Origin of the sequence: Bradyrhizobium sp. SBR1B (genome assembly GCF_014198205.1) — a bacterium.
GTDB lineage: Bacteria > Pseudomonadota > Alphaproteobacteria > Rhizobiales > Xanthobacteraceae > Bradyrhizobium.
In genome coordinates, this window is record NZ_JACIHC010000005.1 from 107,525 (window position 1) to 132,264 (window position 24,740).

At 65.4% G+C, this 24,740-nt stretch carries 19 protein-coding genes and 2 pseudogenes; 4 read left to right on the forward strand and 17 right to left on the reverse strand.

The annotated features are described in order from the left end of the window. The first annotated feature begins 18 nt into the window (after positions 1 to 18). Complete coding sequence (locus GGD61_RS15225) at positions 19 to 717, forward strand: DUF1045 domain-containing protein (RefSeq protein WP_183230872.1); 699 nt, start codon at positions 19 to 21, stop codon at positions 715 to 717. A 3-nt stretch (positions 718 to 720) separates the two neighbouring features. Here the strand turns inward: GGD61_RS15225 and GGD61_RS15230 are convergent, their stop codons facing one another. The 6 genes and pseudogenes from GGD61_RS15230 to GGD61_RS15255 form a co-directional block, all read right to left on the reverse strand. After that, complete coding sequence (locus GGD61_RS15230) at positions 721 to 1,329, reverse strand: hypothetical protein (protein ID WP_092251865.1); 609 nt, start codon at positions 1,327 to 1,329, stop codon at positions 721 to 723. Positions 1,330 to 1,412: 83 nt separating this feature from the next. Then, positions 1,413 to 2,813, reverse strand: a complete 1,401-nt coding sequence (locus GGD61_RS15235) for a selenium-binding protein SBP56-related protein (RefSeq protein ID WP_092251863.1) — start codon at positions 2,811 to 2,813, stop codon at positions 1,413 to 1,415. A 374-nt stretch (positions 2,814 to 3,187) separates the two neighbouring features. Continuing rightward, entirely contained in the window at positions 3,188 to 4,126 is a 939-nt protein-coding gene (locus tag GGD61_RS15240) for a dihydrodipicolinate synthase family protein (RefSeq protein WP_092252009.1), read from the reverse strand. Between the two features lie 129 nt (positions 4,127 to 4,255). Then, complete coding sequence (locus GGD61_RS15245; RefSeq protein ID WP_183230873.1) at positions 4,256 to 6,337, reverse strand: methyl-accepting chemotaxis protein; 2,082 nt, start codon at positions 6,335 to 6,337, stop codon at positions 4,256 to 4,258. A 119-nt stretch (positions 6,338 to 6,456) separates the two neighbouring features. Next, positions 6,457 to 7,227, reverse strand: a pseudogene (locus tag GGD61_RS15250) (enoyl-CoA hydratase). A 12-nt stretch (positions 7,228 to 7,239) separates the two neighbouring features. Beyond that, the gene (locus GGD61_RS15255; protein WP_092251857.1) at positions 7,240 to 7,719 is read right to left on the reverse strand and encodes a MarR family winged helix-turn-helix transcriptional regulator; all 480 of its coding nucleotides are present in this window, start codon (positions 7,717 to 7,719) and stop codon (positions 7,240 to 7,242) included. A gap of 110 nt (positions 7,720 to 7,829) precedes the next feature. Here GGD61_RS15255 and GGD61_RS15260 point away from each other — a divergent pair, with 110 nt between their 5' ends. After that, entirely contained in the window at positions 7,830 to 9,209 is a 1,380-nt protein-coding gene (locus GGD61_RS15260; RefSeq protein ID WP_312012648.1) for an ATP-binding protein, read from the forward strand. Between the two features lie 31 nt (positions 9,210 to 9,240). Here the strand turns inward: GGD61_RS15260 and GGD61_RS15265 are convergent, their stop codons facing one another. The 8 genes from GGD61_RS15265 to GGD61_RS15300 all read right to left on the reverse strand — a co-directional run bounded on the left by GGD61_RS15265 (position 9,241) and on the right by GGD61_RS15300 (position 21,127). After that, positions 9,241 to 10,902, reverse strand: a complete 1,662-nt coding sequence (locus tag GGD61_RS15265) for a tannase/feruloyl esterase family alpha/beta hydrolase (protein ID WP_177236876.1) — start codon at positions 10,900 to 10,902, stop codon at positions 9,241 to 9,243. Positions 10,903 to 10,997: 95 nt separating this feature from the next. Further along, positions 10,998 to 12,452 carry a GntP family permease gene (locus GGD61_RS15270; RefSeq protein ID WP_092251853.1) on the reverse strand — a complete coding sequence of 485 codons (1,455 nt, stop codon included), beginning with the start codon at positions 12,450 to 12,452 and terminating at the stop codon, positions 10,998 to 11,000. Between the two features lie 3 nt (positions 12,453 to 12,455). Further along, a complete protein-coding gene (locus tag GGD61_RS15275; protein WP_026202509.1) occupies positions 12,456 to 13,475 on the reverse strand; it encodes a patatin-like phospholipase family protein in 1,020 nt (339 codons plus the stop codon). A gap of 223 nt (positions 13,476 to 13,698) precedes the next feature. Next, positions 13,699 to 14,943 (reverse strand): phosphoglycerate dehydrogenase, encoded by a 1,245-nt coding sequence (serA, locus tag GGD61_RS15280; protein WP_092251851.1) that lies wholly within the window; start codon positions 14,941 to 14,943, stop codon positions 13,699 to 13,701. A gap of 283 nt (positions 14,944 to 15,226) precedes the next feature. Further along, positions 15,227 to 16,459, reverse strand: a complete 1,233-nt coding sequence (locus GGD61_RS15285) for a rhodanese-like domain-containing protein (RefSeq protein WP_183230874.1) — start codon at positions 16,457 to 16,459, stop codon at positions 15,227 to 15,229. Positions 16,460 to 16,528: 69 nt separating this feature from the next. Next, the gene (locus tag GGD61_RS15290) at positions 16,529 to 17,707 is read right to left on the reverse strand and encodes a PepSY domain-containing protein (RefSeq protein WP_092251847.1); all 1,179 of its coding nucleotides are present in this window, start codon (positions 17,705 to 17,707) and stop codon (positions 16,529 to 16,531) included. 2 nt (positions 17,708 to 17,709) lie between these two features. Beyond that, entirely contained in the window at positions 17,710 to 20,034 is a 2,325-nt protein-coding gene (locus GGD61_RS15295) for a TonB-dependent siderophore receptor (RefSeq protein WP_092251845.1), read from the reverse strand. A 208-nt stretch (positions 20,035 to 20,242) separates the two neighbouring features. Beyond that, positions 20,243 to 21,127, reverse strand: a complete 885-nt coding sequence (locus GGD61_RS15300) for a dihydrodipicolinate synthase family protein (RefSeq protein WP_026202508.1) — start codon at positions 21,125 to 21,127, stop codon at positions 20,243 to 20,245. 180 nt (positions 21,128 to 21,307) lie between these two features. On the opposite strand from GGD61_RS15300, the gene GGD61_RS15305 reads away from it, so the two are divergent. Both GGD61_RS15305 and GGD61_RS15310 read left to right on the forward strand, forming a co-directional pair. Next, entirely contained in the window at positions 21,308 to 22,720 is a 1,413-nt protein-coding gene (locus GGD61_RS15305) for an FAD-binding oxidoreductase (RefSeq protein ID WP_092251843.1), read from the forward strand. 9 nt (positions 22,721 to 22,729) lie between these two features. Beyond that, positions 22,730 to 23,410 (forward strand): GntR family transcriptional regulator, encoded by a 681-nt coding sequence (locus GGD61_RS15310; protein WP_092251841.1) that lies wholly within the window; start codon positions 22,730 to 22,732, stop codon positions 23,408 to 23,410. 6 nt (positions 23,411 to 23,416) lie between these two features. Here GGD61_RS15310 and GGD61_RS15315 read toward each other — a convergent pair whose 3' ends face one another. From GGD61_RS15315 to GGD61_RS40485, 3 genes and pseudogenes are all read right to left on the reverse strand, one after another. Continuing rightward, positions 23,417 to 23,581: a hypothetical protein gene (locus tag GGD61_RS15315; RefSeq protein WP_177236875.1), complete on the reverse strand. Its 165-nt coding sequence runs from the start codon at positions 23,579 to 23,581 to the stop codon at positions 23,417 to 23,419. Positions 23,582 to 23,706: 125 nt separating this feature from the next. Next, entirely contained in the window at positions 23,707 to 24,216 is a 510-nt protein-coding gene (locus tag GGD61_RS40480) for a DMT family transporter (RefSeq protein WP_246785949.1), read from the reverse strand. Between the two features lie 14 nt (positions 24,217 to 24,230). Beyond that, positions 24,231 to 24,653, reverse strand: a pseudogene (locus tag GGD61_RS40485) (EamA family transporter); the annotation flags it as partial. Positions 24,654 to 24,740: the final 87 nt, after the last annotated feature.

The window sequence follows — 24,740 nt, forward strand, 5'->3', positions numbered from 1 at the left end:
ATTGGTTATGCTGAGGCGATGACAGGTTTCCCCCGCTACGCGATCTATTTTGCCGCCGGCAGTGATAGCGCCCTCTCCCTCTTCGGCGCCGAACTGCTCGGCTACGATGCCTACTCCGGCAACGAACTGGCCTTTCCCGCCGACGCATTGCGCGTCGCGCCGGACTGGCGTGACGTCAGCGCCGATCCCCGCAAATACGGCTTTCACGCCACGCTGAAGGCGCCGATGGCGCTCGTATCAGGCAGGACCGAAGCGGAGATGATGGCCGCCTGCGCCGCATTCGCCGGCAGGCCGCGGCCGCTTCCCGTGATCGGGCCGGTGGTCGATTCCATCAGCGGCTTCATCGCCGTCATTCCAGCCGAGCCGGTCGAGGCGCTGCAGCAACTCGCCGCCGATTGCGCCCGCGATTTCGATTCCTTCCGCGCCGCGCTGTCGGCGGACGACCGCGCGCGACGCAAACCCGAGAAGCTGAGCGAACGGCAGCGCGACTATCTCGACCGCTGGGGCTACCCTTACGTGATGGAAGAATTCCGCTTCCACATGACGCTGACGGGACGGCTGGATGCCGAGCGCCGCGGGCCGATCCTGGATATGCTGCGGACGCGGTTTGCAGCGCTGGGGATCGAGACGCTGGCGATCGACCGCATCGCGCTGTTTCGGCAGGATGATGCATCGGCAAGATTCCACATCGTCGACGAGTGGCCGCTGGCGCGATAGACCTCAGCGCCAGCTCGCAAGATTCAAGCCGAGCGCCACCGCGCCAACCAGAACGAGGCTGGCCGCCCAGACTGCATCCAGATTGAACCAGCTTCGCGAGACGAACTTCAATCCCAGATGGCGGTAGACCAGCCACGCCAGACATCCGCCGGCGCCGACCATGGCGGCAACGTGCACCAGGGACACCAGCAGCGCCATCCCGAGACTTGTCTTAAAAAGACTCGTCTTCATCAGCGCGCCGGCCGCCTCATGGCCGGCATCGAATTCGAAAGCCTGGCAGAGCCCGAGATAGATCGGCACGAGCATCAAGGCGGCGCCGTGAGCAATGGCGACGGCAAATGACCAGAGCGCCAATTGCGTCGGCGGAATTCGGGCCAGCGCGCGGGGATGACGCCGCGCGATCAGCCGATAGACGCCGAAGCAGATGACGAGGAGGCTTGCGCCAATCTGGATCGAACGCTGCCACTCGACCAGCACGAGCAGGAACGCGAACGGCAGCAGCACGAGAAATGTTGCCAGGAGATGCCCGGCCGACAGGGCCCACAACGCCCGGAAGAGTGCGGATGGGCTCTTGTCCATGAGCCCGGCCGAAACGGCGAGCGGCCATCCCATCCCAGGATTGACTCCGTGATAGAGGCCGCTCGCAACAAGAGCGAGCCACAGCCAGCCAAGCGCCGGGCTCGCGTGCCCCCAATCTAGACCGACGGGTAGCAAAAGGAGTCCGTCGAACAATCGCCGCCCTCCAGCCTGATCTGGTGCGCACGATAGCCGTCCGGGAAGCTCACGAAATAGTCCTTGTCGAGCTCGAGGCCGCCGTTGCGACCGACATTGGCCATGACCTCCACGCCCGGAACCCCATCCGGATAGAACTGGTCGTCCCAGGTGGAATAGAGCGAATTGGTCCAGTACACGCGCCTGCCGTCGCGGCTGATCTCGACCATTTGCGGGCCGGCCGCAAAGGCCTTGCCATTCGGATGCGCTGTACGGCGTGCGATGCCTCCGATGTGGACCGAGCCCGCAAGCTTCGGCTTTCTGGGATCGCTGACGTCGTACTGGCGCATTTCACCGGTGCCCCAGCACGAGACGTAGAGAAACCGGTCATCCATCGACAGGTCGATGTCGGTGACCAGCGGTGGCACGGCGCCAAATCCCTGCAGCAGCGGCGGGAGCTTCTCCTTTGGTGCGGGTTCGGGCGGGATCGTTGCCGTCTTCTCGGCATGGAATTTCCCGCCTTCGCGCCACCAGGTCCAGATCGATGCTTCGAGATTGGTGGTGTCGACCACGACGCCCACGAAACCGTATTCGCGAACCGGATCGTGAGCAGGCCGCACCTCCAGCGCCATCTGATGATTGGCGCCAAGGTCGATGGTCTGCACATTGCGGCGGGCGCGGAGATCCCAGAAGTGGAGACGATGGCCATATTTATTCGCCAGCAGATCCTCCGGGACGATCCCGTTCTCGAACTGCGGCGGCAGCGCCCATTCGCTCGTCACCATGTAATCTCGCGGCAGATTCCACCAGAAGTCATAATGCAGCGTCTGCGGGCCACGGTCGATCTCCCATCGTCCGAGGACCTCGAACGTCTCGCAATCCATGATGAAGACGCCTGGAGGCCCGTTGGTGCCGTCCTTCCCGCCGCCCCCCAGCGTGCTCACGTAAATGCCGTCCGGCCCGCAATGGATGGTGTGCGGACGCGAGTAGCCGGTCTTCTTGAAGATTTCCTCGGGCTCGATGATCTTGTGGATCTTGGCTTGGGTCGGATCTGGCTTGGTATCGATGATGTAGATCCGCGACGAACGGATTCCGGGGATGATGAGATAGCGCCGCTCGATGAAGGCGTGTCCGGCGAGCGGCGACAGGGCGGAGGAGCAGGCATTCCAGCCGAAGTGATGAAATTCGTCGCCCTTGTTGGGCATCGTCACGGTGTGGACGATCTGGCTGTAGGTCGGCGATCCCGGCTTGACGTCGATGACCGCGAGAGCATCCGGCTTCGAAAAATCCGGACTGAGCAGCAACGTGTAGGCAAAGTTCTCCGCAGGTGCTTCCATCGCAAGCCTGGGCGATGCGTGAAAGGTGGGGTCCGGCCTCATCGTCATGGCACTGCCTCCCTGATCTGTCGGTTCGCGCCAACCTGGCTCGGGATAACGGCATTATGAAGAGGTGTTACACGATGGCTCGAGATGCTCCGCGGGGCCTGGTTGGCGACGTATATTACTTCATCGCCGGGCCGCGGGAAACGGCTCGAATCGCGCAAATTCGACGCCGTCAGGCGAAAGGGGCGGATGAGATGAGGCGAGCGCGCAACTCCCCTTCGGGGTCGTTCCGGCAAAGGCCGGGACGACAGCTGAAATATTCACTTCGTAGGGTGGGCAAAGGGGAGCGTGCCCACCACCTGTCGCCGTCGGTAAAGATGGTGGGCACGGCGCTCCGCGCCTTTGCCCACCCTACGACAGCGACGCGTTTGGTACCGTTACTTCCCCCACCGCAGCGCCAGCGCGTCGCGTTCCTTGGCGAGTTCCAGCAGGCCCGCGCGCGTGGCCGGATGCAGCGGCTGGAGCGGATGGCGCACCGCGTCCGACTTGATCACGCCGCCGGCCTGCATCATCGCCTTGCAGGCGATCAGGCCGCATTGGCGGTTCTCGTAATTGATCAGCGGCAACCAACGCTCATAGGCGGCCTTCGCTTCCTCGCGCTTGCCGGCGAAATAGGGATCGATGATCTGGCGGATACCGTCGGGATAGCCGCCGCCAGTCATCGCACCGGTGGCACCGGCATCGAGATCGGCGAGCAGCGTGATCGCCTCCTCGCCGTCCCAGGGTCCCTCGATGTCCTTGCCGCCCGCCTCGATCAGGCTGCGGAGCTTTGAGGCCGCGCCCGGCACCTCGATCTTGAAATAACGGATGTTGGCGAAGTCGCGCGCCAGCCGCGCCAGCAGGTCGACCGACAGCGGCGTGCCCGCGACCGGCGCATCCTGGATCATGATCGGAATGGTGATGGCGCCCGAGAGCACCTTGAAGAATTCGACGATGCCCTTCTCAGGGACCCGGAAGGTCGCGCCATGATAGGGCGGCATCACCATCACCATGGCGGCGCCGGCGGCTTCGGCTTGCTGGCTGCGCGCGGCGCAGACGGCCGAGCTGAAATGCGTGGTGGTGACGATCACGGGAACCCGGCCCGCGACATGCTCCAGCACCGCATGCATCACGGTCTCGCGCTCGGCATCGGTGAGCACGAACTGCTCGGAGAAATTGGCGAGGATGCAGAGGCCGTTCGAGCCGGCATCGATCATGAAATCGATGCAGCGGCGCTGTCCCTCGAGGTCGAGCTCACCACGCTCGTCGAAGATGGTGGGCGCGACCGGGAACACGCCGCGATACGGGCGCTGGGCCTTGTGTGGGGTGACCGGCATCGAACTCTCCATCCCTGATCTGTCTTACGTCTGGCGCCGCATAGTTGATGCGGCGGCACAGATGTAGCCGCCGCGCGGACCGGCGGCAATGCCGAACCCACGACGTCAGGTTGGAAGAATAAGGCGAAACTACGCGGTCTTGACCGCGCCCAAAAAGCCCTCGACCGCGACGCGGAGGCGGTCGGCGTCGGCTGACATCTTCTTGACGGATTCCGACAACACCGTGCCGGCGTTGCCGGTCTCCTGGTTGAGCCTGGCGACGCTGCCGATGGTATCGGTGACTTCGCGCGTACCCTGCGCGGCCTGCTGGAAATTGCGCGAGATCTCGGTGGTGGCCGCGCGCTGCTGCTCGACGGCGGCGGCAATCGCCGTCATCTTCTCGTCGATGCCGCTGATGGCGCCGCCGATGGCGCGGATCGCGGTCACGGCCTGGCCAGTTGCGCCCTGGATCTCCTCGACCTGACGCGAGATCTCTTCCGTCGCCGTCGCCGTCTGTGCGGCGAGGTTCTTGACCTCGCCCGCGACCACGGCAAAGCCCCGGCCCGCTTCGCCGGCGCGCGCGGCTTCGATGGTGGCGTTCAAGGCCAGAAGGTTGGTCTGGCCGGCGATGGCGTTGATCATCTTGACGACTTCGCCGATGCGGCTTGCAGTCTGGTCGAGGATCTCGACCGTCGCGTTGGTCTGCTCGGCCTGCGACACGGCTTCGCGAGCCTCGCGGGCGCTCGACTGCACCTGCGCGGAGATCTCGCCGACCGATGCGGAGAGCTCCTCGGTCGCCGCCGCGATGGTCTCCAGATTGTTGGTGGCCTGCTCGGCGGCGGAGGAGACCGCCGCGGTCTGGCTGCTCGATTCCGACACCAGCGAGCGCACGCCGGTTGCGGTGGCATCGAGCTCCCGCGTCGAGGCCACAACGCTGTGGATCACCGCCTGCACGGTGTCATCAAAACTGCGGCAGGCCTCGTCGACAGTACTGGAGCGGGCCAGCTGCAAGGCCTGCTGCGATTCACGCTCCCGGCCCAGGCGCTCGGCGGTCGCCGCGCTCTCGCGCAGGCTTTCGAGCGCCGCGGCCATGGTGCCGAATTCGTCGGGATGCCGGGATTGCGGCACCGGCGTCGCATAGTCGCGCGCGCTGATGCGGGCGATGGCGTCGAGAATGGCGCGCACCGGGCGCATCAGGCGATTGCGCACCACGTATACGCCGGTCAGGGTCACGGCGAGCGCGAGCAGGAAGGCGAGCGACTGTACCATGAGGTTGGTGAGAGCCTTGGCCTGAACGGCCTCGGCACGCGCGATCGACTGATCCAGCGCCTTGGTCGCGACGCCGACAATGAGCGCGAACGGTGACTGGCAGAGCGTATTCCATTCTGCCGCAGGGAGCGCCGGTTTGCCGCTGCCGTCAAAATTTTTGGTGAGCTCGTTGATCTGCTTGAGGACGCCATCGGTCTTGGCCTTCGCGTCCGTCGCTGCCGTGACCAGCTCCGCCGACACACCGGGCGCAGCCAGCAGCTCGGCCATGCCGGCCCATGCGGAGGTGATGATGCCGTCCCATTGCGCCACCGACCGCTTCTGGGCGTCGTCGAGCGGCTTGCTGCTGTTGACGTTCGAGCGCAGCGACGAACAATGGATGCCATAGCGGTCGCGCACCTGCCAGGCGAAGCGGCGGACCTGGATCATGCGTGCGATATAGGGATCGTTCATCCAGGCGCGGTTCGACACCGCCGTGGAGGCGAGGTTCGCGGTGTCGATGACCTTGGTGACGGAATCGTACCAGGAGTTGGTTCGCTCAAGCTTGCGCTCGGCGCGCGGACGCTTGGCCTCGTCGTAGAACAGCTGGAATTGCGGCGCGGTCTCGCTCCAGCGCTGCTTCAGCGTGCCGGCGAGCTCGTCGCGGCGGGCGAAGTCGACGGTCGAAAGCGCAGCGCCGACGGCCTCATAGCCGACCTGCTCGGCCTTCTCCGCCGCTTCGAGCTTGGCGCGCGGATCGTCCTCGCCGAGCAACGCACTCTGGGCATCGCCGCGATTGGTCCGCAGCGACAGCACGCCCTGGAAGATCGCCTTATCGGCAGCGGCAAGCCGCTCGGTCTCGAGACTTTCGCTGTAGCGGCCAAAAGCCCCGGCCATCTGGAACGCCGTCGAGGCCAGCGCGCCGGCAGCAAGGAGGGCCATCAGCGTCAGGAGAAGCGAGCTTACCGATTTCTTAAACATTGCCATGGGTCGGGGGCCTACTCTTCACGAGCGGCCACCTTGCATCGCGACATGCCAAGGTTTGGTTAAGACTTTAATCAAGTGCCTGCGGTTGTGCACCGCGCCTCCTAGCGGGCCGCGTCCCCTCACGCGACCTTGGTGAAATCCGGCGGACGGCGCTCGGCAAAAGCCGTAAACGCCTCGCGCGCCTCGGCGGTGCGCAGGCGCTGCGCGAACTGCTCGCCTTCGGCCTACATCTGCGCGACCAGTGCTTCGCCGTTGCGCATCAGCTTCTTGGTCGCCGTGAGCGCACCGGCCGGCTGGCGGGCAAGGCGCTGCGCCAGCGCGAGCGCCTCGGCATCGAGCTTGTCGAGCGGCACCACGCGGTTGGCGAGGCCCCATTCCAGCGCGGCCTTCGCCGGTACGGTCTCGCCCAGCGCGAACATCTCGTAGGCGCGGGCATGGCCGATACGCGCCGGCATCAGCAGGCTCGATGCGGCCTCCGGCACCAATGCGAGGCTGACGAAAGGCGTCGACAATTGCGCGTTGTCGGCGAGCACGACGAGATCGCAATGCAGCAGCATCGTGGTGCCGACGCCGACGGCGCGGCCCTGCACGGCGGCGACCAGCGGCCGGGTGCAGCGCGCCAGCGACTGGATGAAGCGCACGACGTTGCGGCTGCCTTCGGACTTGCCGGCCGCGACCGCGGCGAATTCGCCGACGTCGTTGCCGGCGGTGAACATGTCGCCCTCGCCACGGATCAGGATCACGCGGGTCGACGGATCGAACTCGGCGGATTCGATGCTGTCAGCAAGCTTGCCGTACATCGCATCGGTCAGCGCGTTCTTCTTGTCGGGACGCGCCAGCGTGAGGGTGAGAATTCCGCCATTGTTCTCGATCCGGACGTGCTCGGTCATCGCTCTCTCCTTTTATTCGTCTGAATGTCTTGTTTCTGAAGATCTTGTATCTGAAGGCCTTGGAAACTTGTCCTGAATGCTCGTCAGCCAGCGCGCGACGATGTCGATCTCCGCCGCCGTGAATCCATCCGTCAGGGCGGCGTTGACCTCGGCCGCCCCGGCTTTCGCCTGCGCCAGGGCGGTGCGCCCCTTCGGCGTCAGAAAGATGCGCCAGGCGCGCCCGTCCTCGCGATCGGCCCGCCGCTCGATCAATTTCGCCGCCTCGGTGCGGTCGACGAGGCCGGAAATGCCCGCCGGCCCCATGTCGAGCGCCGCGCCCGCCTCGCCCATCAGCACGCCATCCTGCTTGCCGAGGATGAACAGCAGCCCTGCCTGCGCCGGCGTCACCGCGTTCTCCGGCCGCGCCGCCATCCAGCGCTGCAGCCGGCGCTGCGCGACGCTCAGCAGGTAGATCAGCCGATGATGCCGCGCGTCGGCCGGTTTATTTCGCATGCGAAGCAAATAGCGCCTGTCGGTCTCTTTGTCAAAGCGCTTGACGTTCTCGCGCGTTCATGTTCCTTATTTGTTCCAAACTCGTTCTAGTTGCAACAGAAAGGTGAGCCGTGGCGCAGAAGCTGGAGCAAGCGGAAGAGCAAGACCAAGAACACGAAACGGAAGGCGAACTCGCCTATGCGTTCGGGGTTCTGGACGCGTACTTCCATGGCGTTCCGCTCAGCAAGCTCGTCACGACCACCCGGCAGTTTCCCGGCCACATGCGAGTGGACGTCCAAGCCGCCCTCGACAAGCTGCTTGCAGCGCACGTCGACTTGTTCGGACTTGCCGAGGAACACTACGAAACGCTGTCGTTTGCGCGCCTGCTCCGCGACGATCGGAGCGCCGTGGCGATCGCCCCGCTGCAATATTCCGACGTCGATGTCGGCGAGAGCAGTCCGTCGCGGTGCCTCGACAACGGCTTGTGGCTCTGCGAGCACGACGGCGTGCGCCATGCCGTCCTGCTCTGCGCCGACCGCGACCCCCGTCGCGAGCCCGGCATCCGGATCGAAATCATGGTGTCCGCGGGAAGCACGGGGGCGGCCGTGGTGCAGCATTGCTTCGGCGCGCTCGAAGACGCCGTGCAGGCCGCGCGCACCTATCGCGGCAAGATCCTGTCGCTCGAGGAATCTTCCGACTACCGCGGCCAATCCCGCGGCATCAATGTGCACCGGCTACCGACCGTTCGACGCGACGAGGTGATCCTGCCGGAGCGGACTCTGCGGCTGCTCGATCGCAACGTGCTGAATTTCGTTGGGACGCGCGAGCAACTGCGGCGGCTCGGACAATCGACGCGCAAAGGCATCCTGCTTTACGGACCGCCCGGCACAGGCAAGACCCATACGATCCGCTATCTCGCAACGCATCTGCCTGGACATACGACCCTGATCATCACGGCCGGGCAGATCGGCCTTCTCAGCGCCTATATGGGCCTGGCACGGCTGCTGCAGCCCGCGATGGTGGTGATCGAGGACGTCGACCTGATCGCGCGCGACCGCCGCAACATGGGGCCGTGCGAAGAAACCATGCTCAACAGGCTGCTCAACGAGATGGACGGATTGAAGCCGGATGCCGACATCCTTTTCGTTCTCACCACCAATCGGCCACAGGACCTGGAAGCTGCCCTGGCCGGTCGCCCCGGTCGCGTCGACCAGGCCATCGAAGTGCCGCTCCCGGATGAAAATGGCCGCAGCAAGCTGGTGCGCCTCTATGGCAAGGGATTGCCGCTCGACGACGCGATCGTCATCGAGGCTGCCCGCCGCAGCGAGGGGACGAGTTGCGCCTTCATCAAGGAACTGATGCGGCGGCTGGCGCAAGCCAGCTTGGCGCGCGACGGCGGCAAGTCGATCGTCTCGGCCGATATCGACGAAGCCCTCGACGACATGCTGTTCTCTGGCGGCCGGCTCAATGCGCGTCTGCTCGGCGGGGCGCAGGCGATGGCAGCGGAGTGACTTCGCGGTCATCCATCCGGCCTGTGCCGCCTTACGGCGCGCAGGTGAAGCTTGCCGCCTCCGTTACCGGTCCCGCTTTGTAGTGCGGCCAGGCCGGCCAGCGGCACAGCGGCAGCGCGCGCAGCGTCGCGAATGAGGGCGCCTCGATCTTCGGCTCGCTGACTTCGAGATCGCCGGGCGCCTTGCCTTTCTCGACCCAGTCGACCAGCACGCTCAGCATGTCGACATTGGCCGGCGCACCGGAGCCGACGTGGTCAACGCCGGGTGCGGTGTAGAGCCGCGCGAACTCCGCCGTCTCGGTCTTGCCGAGCTTGCGCTCGACGCTCTCGAAATAACGGATGCCGGCATAGGGGCTCTGCGCGTAGTCGGCCATGTGCTCGAGCATGATCAGACGGCCGCCGCGGGCGTGGAAGCGGCTGAGATCGGGATCGGTCGAATCCATCAGCTTCGAAACCTCGAGCAGCCGCGCCTTGTGCTCCTCAACCTTGTAGCTGGTGACATCGAGCTTGGGATCGCGCGCAAAGACATATTGAATGCCGCCGGCGCCATAGATCCAGGCGATGCCGTTGTTGGGCGCAGGCGGCTGCGCCGGCGGCGCGGTGCCGAGCCACCACGCCACCCAGCCGCCGGTCGGGCCGATCGCCGGCGTATCCTCACCCGACACGCCCCAGCCGGGATAATCGTCGAGACCGTTGGCGAGCGCGAACGGGAATTTGTAGGTCCCGTGCAGGGTATCGATCGCCTTGATCTGTGCATCGGTCAGGCACTGATCGCCGCTCTTTCCGGCCTCACAGCGCAGCGTCTCGACCTTGAAGGCCGCCTTGCAGGCGACGGGATCCTGCACCAGCGCATCGTCGGAGCCATCGGCCTTGTCGCAAGCCGCCCGCACGGCATCGCCGACGAGCTTCACCTGCGCCGGATTGATCCAGCCCGCGCCCATGGTGACGAGGCCCGAACGCGTGCCGGCATGCTGCAGGCCGACCCAGTTGATCACGGGCACGCGTGCGAAGATCCCATCGAAGTCATCCGGGTAGCGCTGCGCCATGGTCAGGCCTTCACGGCCGCCCTCGGACGAACCCATAAAGTACAGCTTCTCAGGTCTCTTGCCGTAGGCGCGCTCCATCAGCCCAACGGCCACATCGCGCACCTTCTTGTAGGCGCGGTGAGCAAAATTCTCGAAGGCTTCGTCGTTGAGCGCGAAGACCTGTGGCGGCTCGCCTTGCTTGGTCTCGTGACCCGAGTCGGTGCCATAGGTGACGAAGCCGCGCGCCAGCGGCGACGGCTTGTCGAAGGGATAGGCCGGCGGCAGCGCAAGGCCGGTGATCAGCACACCATTGAAACCGCCGCCGCCATATTGCAGCGAGCGGCCGTTCCATTCGACGGGAAGGTTAACCTGGAATCTGATCGGCGGCGCCTTGGGATCGACAGGGTCGATATGGCCGAGCACCTTGCAGAAGGCCGGATTGGCCGGCGTGACGCGCCCTGACGGCGTCGGTCCGCGTTCGGCAACGGCGATCGGCGAGGGCGCCTGCAAGGTTGCAGAGTCGATCTTCACGGCATCGGCCCCGCCGACGAGACCCTTGCAGACCGCATCGGCGTCTTCCGCCAGCGTTGCCGCCGACGCCGTGCCCGTCCCCAGTGTCGCCACCGCGCTTACAAGCAACGCACACAGCTTCGCTCTCTTTCGCGTCATCGTTTCCACCCGGCTTTCTCGATTTGTTGCGTCGACGGCTGGCCGCATTCAATGCAACCTTCGTCCTCCCGTCAATCGCTCACGCCGAGCCGCCATCAGAATGATCCGAGCGCACTCCCTAAGGCGATCACGGCCACCAGCGCCAATAGCGACGTCACGATGCCCACCATCACAATGTCGAGATAGCTGTCGCGATGGGTCAGGCCGCAGATCGCGAGCAGGCTGACCACCGCACCGTTGTGCGGCAGGATGTCCAGCGTCCCCGAACCGATCACCGCGACGCGATGCATCAGCGCAAGGTCGATGCCGTTGCGCGCGGCGATCTCGACATAGGTCTGGCCGAGCGCGTCGAGCGCGATCGTCAAGCCGCCGGATGCCGAGCCGGTCAGCGCGGCCAGAATATTGGTCGCAACCGCGAGCGAGACCAACGGGCCACCTTCGATCGCAAGCACCCAGTCGCGCACCGTTTCGAAAGCCGGTAGCGCCGCGATGACCGCGCCGAATCCGACGAGGCTGGCGACGCTGAGCGCCGGCAGAACCGATGCATTGGCACCGGCGTCCATGGTCTGCCGCAGAGAGGGAAGCCGGGCCCAATTGAGGAAGATGGTCGTGACGATGGCGGCACCCAGCGCGGTGCTGACCGACCACACACCAGCGACCGCCGCCAACGATGTACCGCCGAAGCGCTGCTCGCTCAGATACGAGACATCGAGCCGCGGCAGCACCAGCAGCGACATCACGAGATTGACAGCAACGACGACGGCCAGCGGCAGGAGGGCACTCACCACCGGAGCAGACATTTCACCGCGCCGTCCATGCCGGATCTCGGCCGGATCGAATTCCCGTGCGGTGGTCGCGTATTCGCGGACCAGTTCGTCGTCGACGGCACGTTCGGCCGCACCCTCCATGTCCTCGCCATAGCCTTCCCCCGCTCGTCGAGCCGCGGCTTCGGCGCGGCGCAACCACCACAATCCCGCGCCAACCATGATCAGGGAGGCGATGATGCCGAGTCCGGGCGCGGCAAAAGGCGTCGTGCCGAAGAACGGCATCGGGATCGCGTTCTGGATCGATGGCGTGCCCGGCAAGGCCGACATCGTGAAGGTGGATGTGCCCAGCACGATCGCGGCCGGAATCAATCGCCGCGGAATCGCGGCGGCACGAAACAGCGAGCGGGCCATGGGGACGATCACGAAGAACGCAACGAACAGGCTGACGCCGCCATAGGTGACCATCGCACCGGCGAGCACGACCGCCAGGATCACGCGGCGCTGGCCGAGACGTCTCGCCATGAAGGCGGCAACCGAGGTGACCGCCCCGCTGTCGTCCATCAGTTTCCCGAATACGGCGCCAAGCAGAAAGATCGGGAAGAACTGCGCCAGGAATGCAGCAGCATTCACCATGAAGATCTGCGTCAGGTTCGCAAGCAGCGGCTCGCCGCCGAACAGCGCCGCGACGAGCGCGGCGAACGGCGCCAGCAGGAGGACGCTCCAGCCGCGAAAGGCGAATAGGACGAGAAGGCCAAGCCCGACGAGAATGCCGAGAAGCCCCACCTCTCAGCACTCCGACAGCAGGATGTCGAGATCGGCGGTCGAGCGCCGACCGATATCCGGGCCGTGCTCGTCGAGGAACGTTTCGGCCGCCCGACGTCCTTCGCCGTGCAGCATCGAGACGAACTCCCATTCGGCGTTGAGCTTGGACGAGGCGCCGAACTTCGCCAGCATGTCGCTCTTGACGCGGTGGGTCCGCATCTTCGCCCAGCGCGCGCCCTCGCCGCTTCCCGGGTCGGCCGCCTGACGCAGCAACGCGATCATACGCAACTCCTTCATCAACGGCGAGTTGAACGAAATCTCGTTCAGCCGATTGAGTATCTCCGCAGCCGTCCGCGGCTCTTCCGGCTTTTCAGTCGGATTGATCTGCACCAGGATGGTGTCGTGCGCGTCGCTTTCGCGAATGAGCGGTGTGATGGTCGGGTTGCCGGCATAGCCGCCATCCCAATACGGTTCGCCATCGATCTCGATCGCGCGGAACATGGTTGGCAGGCAGGCCGACGCGAGCAACACGTCAGCCGTGATCTCCGCGTTGCGGAAGATGCGTCCTCGCCCGGTGCGCACCCGCGTCGCAGTGATGAACAGCTTGATCGGCGAGCGCGCGAGGCGCTCGAAATCGATGCTCTCAGCCAGCACCGCATGCAGCGGATTGTAGCCGGTCGGATTGAGGTCGTAGGGAGAGAGCACCCGCGACATCAGGTCGGTCAGGATGTAGGCCGGCGAGGTATCAAGCGTCCAGCGCCCCATCAGCCGGTCGAGCGGCGAGCGCTGGAGCGGGCTGAAGGCCGCCGCTTTGGAAACGCGGCGCCAGTATCGTTCGAGCGCGTCACGCGCACCCTCGGCGCCACCGGCCGTCCACCCATCCGCCAGCACCGCTGCGTTCATCGCGCCCGCGGACGTCCCGGAGATCGCGGCGATCGTAAGCCGCTTCTCTTCCAGCAGGCGATCGAGCACGCCCCAGGTGAAGGCGCCATGCGAACCGCCGCCTTGAAGCGCGAGATCAATCAGTACGGTGTCCGGTTCCATCGCGGCACTCACGCAACTGAAGCTCAAATCCGACGCGATTAGTCACGTGCGCGTCGAAGTCGATGGCGTAGTGTAGAGAGCCTTGGCGAAGAAATGCAACCGGAACGTGGGCCCCGCGCCGTCTAGAGCGCGATGCGATGAGGATGAATCGTCATCGCGCTTTAGGTCGTTGTTTAAGCATGATCTTTTCGGAAAACCGCTGCGCGCTTCTCCGGATCACGCTTTAGTGCTCGAACACCAGCCGCGCGCCGACCGTGCCGTCGAGGGCGCGGATCTGCTGGAGCAACGCCGCGGAATCCTGCCCGCCGAGATCGGCATCGAGCACGACGTAACCGAGATCGCCTGATGTCTCCAGATATTGCGCGGCGATGTTGATGTCGCGCTGGAGGAAGACCTCGTTGAGCCGGCGCAACATGCCGGGGACGTTGCGATGGACATGGCTGAAGCGCGCGCCGGAGGGGCGCAAATGCAGCTGCACTTCCGGGAAATTCACCGCGCCCATGGTCGAGCCCGTGATGAAATAGTCGACCAGCTTGCGCGCGACCTCGCCGCCGATGCGCTCCTGCGCCTCCTCGGTCGAGCCGCCGATATGGGGGGTGAGGATGACGTTCTCGAGGCCCTGAATGGGGCTCTTGAAGCGATCGGAATTCGACGACGGCTCGACCGGAAACACGTCGACGGCCGCGCCGGCAAGATGGCCGTCGCGCAAAGAGCGCGCGAGCGCGTCGAGATCGACCACGGTGCCGCGGCTGTTGTTGATCAGGAACGAGCCAGGCTTCATCGCCCGCAGCTCCTTCTCGCCGATCATGCCCGCGGTCTCCGGCGTCTCCGGCACGTGCAGGCTGACGACGTCGCTCTGCGCGAGCAGCTCTTCGAGCCTCTCGACCGGCTCGGTGTTGCCGTGGCGGAGCTTGTCGGTGCGATCGAAATAGATCACGCGCATGCCGATGGCTTCGGCGAGCGTCGACAGCTGCGAGCCGATATTGCCGTAGCCGACGATGCCGAGCGTGCGACCGCGCACCTCGCGGCTGCCGGTCGCGGACTTGTCCCAGCCGCCGTCATGGGCCGACACCGAGCGCGGGAAGATGCGCCTCAGCAGCATCACGATCTCGCCTATCACGAGCTCGGCGACGCTGCGCGTGTTGGAGAACGGCGCGTTGAAGACGGGAATGCCGCGCTTGCGCGCCGCCATGAGATCCACTTGGTTGGTGCCGACGCTGAAGCAGCCGACCGCGAGAAGCTGGTCGGCGGCCGCGAGCACGTCATCGGTGATCTGGGTGCGCGAGCGGATGCCGAGCAGCGACACGCCTTTGAGCGCGCGCCGCAGATCCTCGCCGTCCAGCGCCTTGGTCAGCCGCTCGACATTGGTGAAGCCCGCGCTCTTGAAAAGGTCGACAGCGCTGTCATTGACGCCTTCGAGCAGCAGCGCCTTGGCACTCCGCTCAGGGCTTTGGCCTGGGGCTGGCATGGTATCTCCATAGATGATGAGCTTTGTCGCAGCTCATAGACCGCGGACGGTGCGCGGCACAATAGGGGTCGGATACGGGGAGAAAATGGCGGGTGGCCCATCATGCTCGCATCAGCCACTCCGTCATCCTGAGGCGTGAGCCCTGCGGTGCGAATGCACCGCTGGGCGAGCCTCGAAGAATGCACGGCCCCGATGCAGCCGCGCGGAGAGGTTGGGCCGTCGCCCTTCGAGGGCCGCTAAGAAGCGGCCACCTCAGGGTGACGGATAATCCACCCGTTCAAGGTCAAATCACAAAAAACCCGTGCGTGCCGTCGCGGCGGAGTTGCTCGACCAGCCCATATTCCCAATCGAGATAGGCCTGCATCGCGCGCTCGGCAACGTCAGTGCCTTCATAGGGGCGGCGGTAACGGTGGGCCGGATCGGGCTTGGGCAGCACGCGCGGCGGGCCGATTTCGAGCGCGGCGTCATAGCCCCCTTCCAGCACATAGACCTCCCAGCCCAATTGGGCGAGCCATGATGCGGTCATGTCGGCACGGACACCCTTGTCATCGCTCAGGAGAATGCGCGCACCACGCACGGGCGCGGCCATGTCGGTCTCCTGGACGAGCTGGCCGCCGGGATAATGGCGAAAACCCGGGAGATGGCCTCCCGCATATTCCTCGGCATCGCGCACGTCGAAACGGTAGAGCGTGCGATCGGTCCGCGCGACGAGCGCGGCCATCTCGCTTGCGCCGATATGGCGAACACCGGCGCGATAGGCGACGTCGCGCGCATTGGCCGGGCCGCTCTCGAACGAGCTGATCGCGCCACGCCTGTCGGCGCCGTGGTCGAGCGTGTGCCGCGCCAGCGTCCAGCCGATGGTGCCGTTGCGCAGCGCCCGCACCTTGTTGGGCACGCCGGCATTGATCAGCGACTGCGTGCCGATGATCGAGCGGGTGCGGCCGGCGCAATTGACGATGATGGTGGTTTCAGGGTCGGGCGCGGCCTGCCCCGCCCGCAGCACCAGCTCCGCGCCGGGCACGCTGATCGAGCCCGGAATGTTCATGGTGGCATATTCGTCGAAACGGCGGACGTCGAGGATGGCGATGTTGGCCTTGTCCGCGATGAGCTTTGCCACCTCGTCGGCGCTGAACGACGGCGTGTGCCGCCGCGCTTCGACCAGCTCGCCGAACGCCTTCGAATAGGAGTTGACGTCTTCGAACACCTGATAGCCCGCCTCGCGCCAGGCCTTCAGGCCGCCATCGAGCGCGCTGATATGGGTGTAGCCGAGCGCGGCGAGACGTTCGGCGCCGGCCTCGACCAGCCCCTCGCCGTCATCGTAAAGCACGATCGCCACGTCCTTGCGCGGCAGCCGCACCTCGGCTTCGACCTCGATCCGATCCACGGCCATGTTGGCTGCGAACAGCGGATGTCCGGTCGCAAAACCTGCCTCGTATCGGAGATCGAGCAGCGCGATTTCTTCGCGCAGCAGCAGTGTGCGGCGGATATCGGCGGGGGTGACGGTCGGAAGCTTCATGGCACGGACCTTGAGAAGAGGGCCAGAAGCTTTTGACCGATTAGAAGCGCGTTGGCTAGCCTCGTCCGCTCACTCGCCAGGAACGAGCCGCCCGAGCGGCTGCTGTGCCGGACGGCGCAGTTTGCGGCGCGACAGGTAGAGCAGGATGCCGGTGATCGCGAACAACGGCATCGACATCGCGGCAATCATGAACGCGAGCTTGCCCGGCCAGCCCAGGATCTCGCCGCGATGGATGTCGTAGATGGCCGCGATGATCTTTTCGCCGAACGTCTTGTCAGCAAAGCGCTCCGCAGAGACCAGCTGCCCGGTCACGGCGTCGATGCGGAATTCGTCGCGCGTGGTCTCCAGCAACGAGGCTTTCCCCCACGACCGGATCCGCAACGTCGTACCCTGCGCCGGCAGCGTCAGCAAAGCCCTGGAGAACCGATCGCCCTCCTCACGCTGGAACGTCATCCAGGCCTGATCGAATCCAATTGGCGCCGCCGGTTCGGAGTTGGCCGCACGCGGCAGCTTTGCGGGCATTTTCGCTGCTGTGACGTGCGGACGCGCGAGCAGCCAGGTCACGCCGTCCTTGTACCATTCGAAGGAGAAATACAGACCGGTGAGCGTCATCGTCAGATAGACCGGAAGGACCCAGGTGCCGATCACGGTGTGCAACGACCGGTGCAGAGCGCGGCCACCGAGCCCAAGATTCGGCTTCAGCCACATCTTCACGCTGCCTGCACGGCGCGGCCAGCGCAGCACGAGGCCCGAGACCAGCATGACGATCAGGCCGAGCGCGACCGTGCCGGTGATCGGACGTCCCCAGCCCTTGCCATCGCCGGGAATGAGCAGCCAGCGATGCAGCCGGCGCACAGTCGCGAAAAACGCTTCGCCGCGCGGCGAGCCGAGCACGCTAGCGTCATAGGGATCGACATAGAGCGAAGTCGGCCGGTCGCCCCGGCCGTCACGCGCAAAGCGGACATGAACCGCCGCAGACGGATCGCTCGACAGTGTGACGGCGGCGACCTTGCCGAGATCCTGCGAAGCCTTCAGCCGCGCAACCAGCTCATCAGGCATCAGCACCGGCGCCTGACGCGGCGCGACCTGCATGATGCCGGCGTTGAGATGATCGACGATCTCGTCCTCGAAACTCATGATCGCGCCGGTCAGCGCGATCAGGGACACCAGCAGAGCAAGGACCAGACCCGCGATGGAATGGACCTGGAACAGGACCGCCTTGATGGTGTGTCCGAGCCGCGCTGCCATGGCTAGAACTTCACCGTGGCAGACAGCGAGACGCGCCGCGCATCGCCGATCGCGACGTTCAGGGCGTTTCCGGTGGTGGATGTATAGTAGACCTTGTCGAACAGGTTCTTGACGTTGAACTGATAGGTCACCGGCAGATTATCGACCTTCGTGTCGTAAGTCGCAAAGATGTCTGCGACGGTATAGGCCGGCATGAAGAACGTGTTGGCGGCGTCGCCCGGCCGGTCACCGACATAGCGCGCGCCGCCGCCGAGTCGCAGACGTCCAGCGAGCGCGTCGCCGAAATCGTAGACGAGATAGAGTGAGGCCGTGTTCATCGCGACATTCAGCAATTTTGCGTTGCCGACGACGGGATCATTGATCAGGCGCGCATCCGTATAGCCGTAACTTCCGATCATGCTCCACTGGTCGGTCAGCTTGCCGGTCACGTCCAATTCGACGCCGCGCGACCGGGCCGCGCCGGAGGTGCGCGCCGCCGACTTGCCGTTGCCGATGTCATCGAGCACCAGCACGTTCTTCTTCTCGATGTCGTAGACCGCCAGGGTGCCTGACAGCCGCTTGTTGACATCGAACTTCAGCCCGGTCTCCCACTGTGTTCCCTCTTCGGGCGCAATGGTGGAGTCGACGACGAATCCGGTGGTGAAAGCCGCGATGGTCGAGGTCGGCTTCAACGACTGCGTATAGCTCACGTAATAGGAGAGCTGCTCGTTCAGCTTGACGATGACGCCGCCGAGCGGCAGCACCTTGTCGCCTGCGAGATTGGTGTTCGTGACGAAGACAGGCCGGCCCTTTCCTGCGAGCTGCTCGTATTCCATCCAGCGCACGCCCCCAACCACGGACAGCCAGTTGGTCAGATGGAAGGTGTCCTGAGCAAAGAAGCCGCGGGTGCCGAGCTTGTCGGTCTGCTCGCTGTCGGTTGCCGAAACGGTCGTTCCCGGCACGATCAGTCCGTAGACCGGGTTGTAGAAATTGAAGCTCGGCGTCGCCTGCCGAATCAAGTCGTGGCGATCGATCGTGCGATACAGCGCTTCGCCTCCGAACAGGATCTCGTGGCGGAAGCCGCCCATCCAGACGTCGCCCTGCAAATAGGCGGTGCCGTAACTGGCGTTGCTCAGCGAGTTACGGGTGCCGTCGTTGCTGCGCGTCTCGACGCCGGTCGTGGCGTTGACGTTGGTGATGCGGAGCTGATTGGCGCTGAAGGTCTCGGTATTGTAGCTGTAAGCCGCGGTGACCTTCCAATTGTCGTCGAGTTTCTGCTCGACCGAAGCCTGCATCAGGTCGGAGGTGCCCCACATATTGTTGAAGGGCTCGTCGAGCCGGCGCGTAGCCGGGATCGCCAGCGGCGCCCCCTTGACGAAGGACGTGCCGCGGTCGAACGGAGTGATGAACTCACGGTGCTCATAGGTGAGCTGAACCGTCGTGGTGTCGCCGTACCAGGCCAGCGACGGGTTCACCAGCATTTCCCTGTGGCGGCCGAAATTGCGCCAATAGTCCTCGCTGACGCCGTAGCCGATGAAGCGATAAGCGAGACCGCCGTCGCCGATCGGGCCCGTGATGTCGAGCGTGCCGTCGGCGCCTGTCTTGGACGAGCTGTAGGCCGAGCCGAGCAGCGTGATCGAACCGTGCTGATAGAGCTCCGGACGCTTGCTGATGGTGTTGACGATGCCGCCGGGGTCCATGATGCCATAGAGCAGCGAGGCCGGTCCCTTCAGCACCTCGACGCTTTCGACGGCGGCATTGAGGCTGCGCCCCTGCACCAGCGGCATGCCGTTGCGCATGATCGAGCCGTCGCGATTGTCGCCGAAGCCACGGCGGATCACGGCATCCTGGGTGCCGGCAAGCGTGTTGGTCTGGGTGATGCCGCTGATATTAATCAGCGCGTCGTCGATGTTGCGCGGCAATTGGTCCTTCAACACCTGCTCGGGCACGACGTTGACGGACTGCGAGGTGTCGAGTGGCGAGGCGCCGCTGCGCAGCGTCGTCGCGCTCGGCATCGCGCGGTAGCCGAGCTTTGCGGCCTGCTGCGCGGCGGCTTCCGCGGCCGCGCGCTCCGAGAGTGTCGGTACGGCGGGCGCAGGGTTACGATTGCGCTGGCGCGCGGCGGTCTGCGTGCGGCGTGACGCCTGATCCGACGCGCGCGCCGGCTTCGGCCGCTGCGCCGGCGCCTCCACCGTCACCGGGGGCAGGGCCGATTGCGCCTGCGCGGTCGTCATGATGGAGGGGCATTCGGCGAGCAGCACGGCCGCTCCGATGAGAAGACCTGCACGGCTCTTGCCGGCATGAGTTCGATGGCCGCAGACACGCTGGCCATCCAGATGGGCACGCACGTTCGATTCACTTCCAGGTCAGACGCAGCATTGAAGCTGGCGCGTCTAACAGCCGCGGTGCCCGAAGAGAACCGCAGGCAGAGTTGAATCGCTCTAGTGTTGAATCGTTCTAAGAAGGAGCGACATCGAACGGCAATCTCCAATTGCCGTCGTGCCGGTCGCAACACGCAACACGCGAATTCGCGGCGTGTCACGATTCTGTGCGGTCTCAGGCGATGGCAGGAGCCGTCAACTCGTCGAGCTTCCGCTTGAACGCGGAGCCGTCGGACGAGGCGCGGAGCGGCGGGCGCACGCGCTGCCAGGCCGCATCGCCGGTCTGTGCCGCCAGGATTGCTTTCAGCGTCGCAGTGAACGAGGGCGTCTTCAGCACGACGTCGATCGCAGCCTGCATGCGCGCTTCGACATCCTTGCCCTCGACCATGCCTTTGACCAGCTCGGGCACGACATTGGCCATGCCGCAGATGGTGCCGGCACCGCCGGCGGCGATCGCTCGGGTGATATCGGCTTCATTGCCGACGGTGATGGCGAGCTCGGGAGCCGCGGCACGGAACGCCTGGAACTGCTTGAAGTCGCCGCTGGAGTCCTTCAGGCCGGCAATCACCTTGCCGTAACGCTTGCGCAAGTTCGCGGCGACGGCGGTTGGGATCGCAACGCCCGACGTCTGCGGGATGTGATAGAGATAGGCGCGCAGCCGATCGTCGGCGACGCCGTCGATGATCGCGGCAAAGGCATCCTCGATGCCTTCGGGCGCGACGCTGCGGTCGAAGTAAGGCGGCAGCACCAGCACGTGGCGCAGGCCGAGGCCGAGCGCGGCGCGCGTCAGCGCGATGCCGTCGGTGATGGCGGGGAAGCCGCCGCCGATGCCGATGCGTTCCGGCGCGACACCGGCCTTGAGCACGGCTTCGATGGTCGCGATGCGCTCGGCGACATTGAAGGAGGTGCCTTCGCCGGTGGTGCCGAACAGCACGACGCCGTCGACACCTTTGCCGAAGAGCTGCTTGGCGTGAGCCGCCAGCTTGGCGGAGTCCACGCTGCCGTCGGCCGCCAGCGGCGTCGCCGATGCCACCCAGAACCCGCGAATTGCCTCTGTCATCACACCGCCCTCTAAGCTGCGATCTCGGACCAAGCCCCTGATCTCCCAATGGTCTTTAAGGAGGCTTCCGAGCCTTGTTTTTGCTTTACTTGCCGCCTTGTACCTTACATACAAGAAAGAGGCAAATCCTTTCCACCGTCACGGCGCGCATGGGCGCAGCCAGATTCAGGAAGGTCTCGCATGATCATGGTGACCCCGGTGAAGCGTCCCGACCAATTGCTCGGCGCCCTGCGCGACAAGCTCGGCGCAGCCGCCGTCCTGATCGGCACCGACGTGCCGGCGCGCAATTGCAACGACTGGAGCGCGAGCCTGCCGCAGACGCCGCTTGCGGTGATCCGTCCCGTCCATGCGCAGGGCGTGGCCGATGCGATTGCGACCTGCCGGCAGGCGCAGCTGCCGTTCGTGCCGCAGGGCGGACTGACCGGGCTGTGCCGCGGCGCTTCGCCCGAAGCCGGCTGGGTCGCGATCTCGCTCGAGCGCATGAGCGGCATCGAGGAGATCGACCGCGCTTCCGCGACGATGACGGTGAAAGCAGGCACGCCGCTGGAGACGATCCAGAAGGCCGCGGACGAAGCCGGCTTCTTCTTTCCGCTCGATCTTGGCTCGCGCGGCTCCTGCGCCATCGGCGGCAACCTCTCGACCAATGCCGGCGGCAACCGCGTGATCCGCTACGGCATGACGCGCGAGCTGGTGCTCGGTCTCGAAGTCGTGCTGCCCGACGGCACCATCATCACCAGCCTCAACAAGCTGATGAAGAACAATGCCGGCTACGATCTGAAGCATCTGTTCATCGGCTCGGAAGGCACGCTCGGCATCATCACCCGCGTGGTGCTGAGACTGTTCCCGAAGCCGCGCTCGACCATGGCGGCGCTCTGCGCGCTGAAGGATTACGCCGCGGTGATCGCGCTGCTCGATGCGGCGCGCAGCGGGCTCGGGCCGCTGCTGTCGGCGTTCGAGGTGATGTGGCCGGACTATTGGGACGTGATCACGACTCGCGCCGGCGTGAAGCCGCCGGTCGCCGCAGGTCACGGCCTCTATGTGCTGGTCGAGGCGCAAGGCACCGACGAGAGCCTGGACGCGCCGCGCTTCCAGGCCTGGCTCGAAGAGCTGATGGAGCGCGGGCTGCTGGCGGATGCCGCCGTGGCGCAATCGCTGGCGCAGACGCAAAGCTTCTGGCGGGTGCGCGACATCTGCGCCGAGTTCGGCCAGGTGCTGGGCCCGCACATCTCCCACGATATCGGCCTTGCGGTTGCGCGGATGGACGAGTTCGTCACGCGCTGCAAGGCGGCGCTTGCTTCCGGCATCGCGGGCTGCGAGAGCGTCTATTACGGCCATATCGGCGACGGCAATCTGCATCTGGTCTCCTGGGTCACCGGCCTTTCCGTCGAGCAGCAGCCGAAGGAAGAGATGGACACGATCATCTACGGCCTGGTCCGCGAGCTCGGCGGCAGCATCTCGGCCGAGCACGGCATCGGCACGCTCAAGAAGAAGTGGCTGGGCCACGCCAGGAGCGACGCCGAGATCGCGCTGATGCGGACGCTGAAAGCGGCGCTCGATCCCGACCATCTGCTCAATCCCGGCAAGGTGGTCTGAGAAACGCCAATGCGCTCGCTCAAGCTCGATACGCCGAAATCGCTGTCGCAGCGGGTGATGCAGCGGCTGCGGCAGGCGATCATCGACGGCGAGTTCGTGCTCGGCGCCGCCATCTCCGAGGAGATGGTGGCCAATTCCTTCGGCGTCAGCCGCACGCCGGTGCGCGAGGCGATGGGCCAGCTGCAGGCGCAAGGCCTCGTGGTGATCCGGCCGCAGGTTGGCAGCTTTGTCTTCACGCCGAGCGCGGACGACATCAACGCGCTCTGCACCTTCCGCATCGCGCTCGAACCCAAGGCTGCCGAGCTCGCCTATCGTCACGATCGTGACGGTGCAATCGCCACAATGAGCGAGGCCATCGCGGCGATGGAGCCGGCGGTTGCGGCAAAGGACAACATCGCCTATGGCCGCGCCGATGCCGCGTTTCACGAGGCGCTGTTCACCCATTGCGGCAACCGCTACCTCGCCGAATCCTATCAGCTGGTCTCCGGCCGCGTCGCCGCGCTCCGCACCAATCTGACCTCGCCGATCGACGTGCGCACCCGCACCTCGTTCGACGAGCATCGCAGGCTGCTCGATTTGTTCGCGCGCGGCGCGTTCGCCGCCTTCGAAGAATTGATGACCACGCATATCACCAATTCAGGCGTGGTCTATGCCAAGGCCTTGAAGGTGGAGGCGCTGAAGGTGGAATGAGCGCCTCTAGCGCCCTTCCCTCGGTCCCGGCCTGTCCAGAAAATCCAGCGCGGTATTGATCTGCTCGAGCTGGTGCTCGATCCTGTCGCGGTCCTCGACCGATGGCGCCTCTTCGAGCTGCTCCACGAGCTTCTGCTTTCGCAACAGCAGGTTCTCTATGACTGTACTCACAGCTCCCCCATCGCCAGAGGCGAACATCGCGAGTGCGCGCGAGCCGGGCTCGCGGCAACCCCTCATCAGAATGTCCGCGAAGGCCGATGGTTCCTGCGGGTGAACCCGGACCCATGCGGATGGAACTAGCGGCGCAAACTGGCCCAGACGCCGCTCAAAATCAGCAAACCACCGAAAAGATGGATCAGCTGCGGCGGTTCGCCGAGGATGGCGAAAGACAGCAGCGCGCTGGCGATCGGCCCGAGATAGAGCACGAGCGAGGTCCGCACCGAGCCGAACTTGCCGCCGAGCCAGGCAAAGCCGGCATAGGCGAGCAGACCGGGAACGATCCCGGCGAAGACATAGGCGCCGACAGCGCCTTGGTGCTGAAGACCTGTCCCGGCGTCGCCCACATCTCCATGGCCGCGAGCGGCAGCGAGAACAGGGCGCCGGCGCCCGAGAACAGGCTGATGCGTGCCAGCAGCGACGCCTTCGGCGCGGCGCGCGATTGCAGCAGCGTGTAGCCGGACCAGCCGAGCATCGCGATCACGACGAGGCCGTCGCCGGCCGCAGTCTGAAGTTCGATCAGTGTCTGCGGATGGCCGCCGGAGATGATGAGCAGCGCGCCTGCGAGCGCCAGCGCCGTGCCGAGCCATTGCAGCGGGCCGACATGCTCCATGCCGCGCAGGGCGGAGATCAGCAGCACCGTGATCGGCGACAGCGCCATGATCAGCGCGATGTGGATCGCCGTCGTCGAGACGCCCGCGGCATAGACCGGACCGCCGCACAGGAACATGCCCATGAAGCCGGCGGCGAGGATCGGCCAGACGTTTCGGCCGAGCGGCACGCGGCCGCCCTGGATCTCCTTGAGCGCGATCGGCGCGAGCCCGATTGCGACGATGCTCCAGCGGAAGAAGGCGAGCGCGAAGGGCGGGACGGAGCCTGCGAGCCCGCGCGCCAGAATCTGATTGGAGGCCTGCGCGGTCGCCACCAGGATGAAGCCGACCAGCGCAATCACGCCAAGCCAGGCATTCGCGGACGGCGATACGCTGCCCACTGCGTCATGACCGCCGTCGGAGGTTTCCTTGCCCATGGAGCAACCGGATATCCGATGTCGGCCGCGGTGAGAACCCTGACGACGCCCCGGCTGCGGCCCGGGAACCTCAACTTTCACGCGCCC

Excerpts from the sequence above, each read along its gene's own strand:
- GGD61_RS15275 (WP_026202509.1), bottom strand. The coding sequence starts at position 13,475 with ATGGAACCGGACACCGTACTGATTGATCTCGCGCTTCAAGGCGGCGGT.
- GGD61_RS15310 (WP_092251841.1), top strand. The coding sequence starts at position 22,730 with ATGCGCTCGCTCAAGCTCGATACGCCGAAATCGCTGTCGCAGCGGGTG.
- GGD61_RS15225 (WP_183230872.1), top strand. The coding sequence starts at position 19 with ATGACAGGTTTCCCCCGCTACGCGATCTATTTTGCCGCCGGCAGTGAT.
- GGD61_RS15290 (WP_092251847.1), bottom strand. The coding sequence starts at position 17,707 with ATGGCAGCGCGGCTCGGACACACCATCAAGGCGGTCCTGTTCCAGGTC.
- GGD61_RS40480 (WP_246785949.1), bottom strand. The coding sequence starts at position 24,216 with ATGGCTCGGCACGGCGCTGGCGCTCGCAGGCGCGCTGCTCATCATCTC.
- GGD61_RS15255 (WP_092251857.1), bottom strand. The coding sequence starts at position 7,719 with ATGCGAAATAAACCGGCCGACGCGCGGCATCATCGGCTGATCTACCTG.
- GGD61_RS15235 (WP_092251863.1), bottom strand. The coding sequence starts at position 2,813 with ATGACGATGAGGCCGGACCCCACCTTTCACGCATCGCCCAGGCTTGCG.
- GGD61_RS15305 (WP_092251843.1), top strand. The coding sequence starts at position 21,308 with ATGATCATGGTGACCCCGGTGAAGCGTCCCGACCAATTGCTCGGCGCC.
- serA (WP_092251851.1), bottom strand. The coding sequence starts at position 14,943 with ATGCCAGCCCCAGGCCAAAGCCCTGAGCGGAGTGCCAAGGCGCTGCTG.
- GGD61_RS15285 (WP_183230874.1), bottom strand. The coding sequence starts at position 16,459 with ATGAAGCTTCCGACCGTCACCCCCGCCGATATCCGCCGCACACTGCTG.
- GGD61_RS15245 (WP_183230873.1), bottom strand. The coding sequence starts at position 6,337 with ATGGCAATGTTTAAGAAATCGGTAAGCTCGCTTCTCCTGACGCTGATG.
- GGD61_RS15265 (WP_177236876.1), bottom strand. The coding sequence starts at position 10,902 with ATGACGCGAAAGAGAGCGAAGCTGTGTGCGTTGCTTGTAAGCGCGGTG.
- GGD61_RS15300 (WP_026202508.1), bottom strand. The coding sequence starts at position 21,127 with ATGACAGAGGCAATTCGCGGGTTCTGGGTGGCATCGGCGACGCCGCTG.
- GGD61_RS15240 (WP_092252009.1), bottom strand. The coding sequence starts at position 4,126 with ATGCCGGTCACCCCACACAAGGCCCAGCGCCCGTATCGCGGCGTGTTC.
- GGD61_RS15230 (WP_092251865.1), bottom strand. The coding sequence starts at position 1,329 with ATGGGATGGCCGCTCGCCGTTTCGGCCGGGCTCATGGACAAGAGCCCA.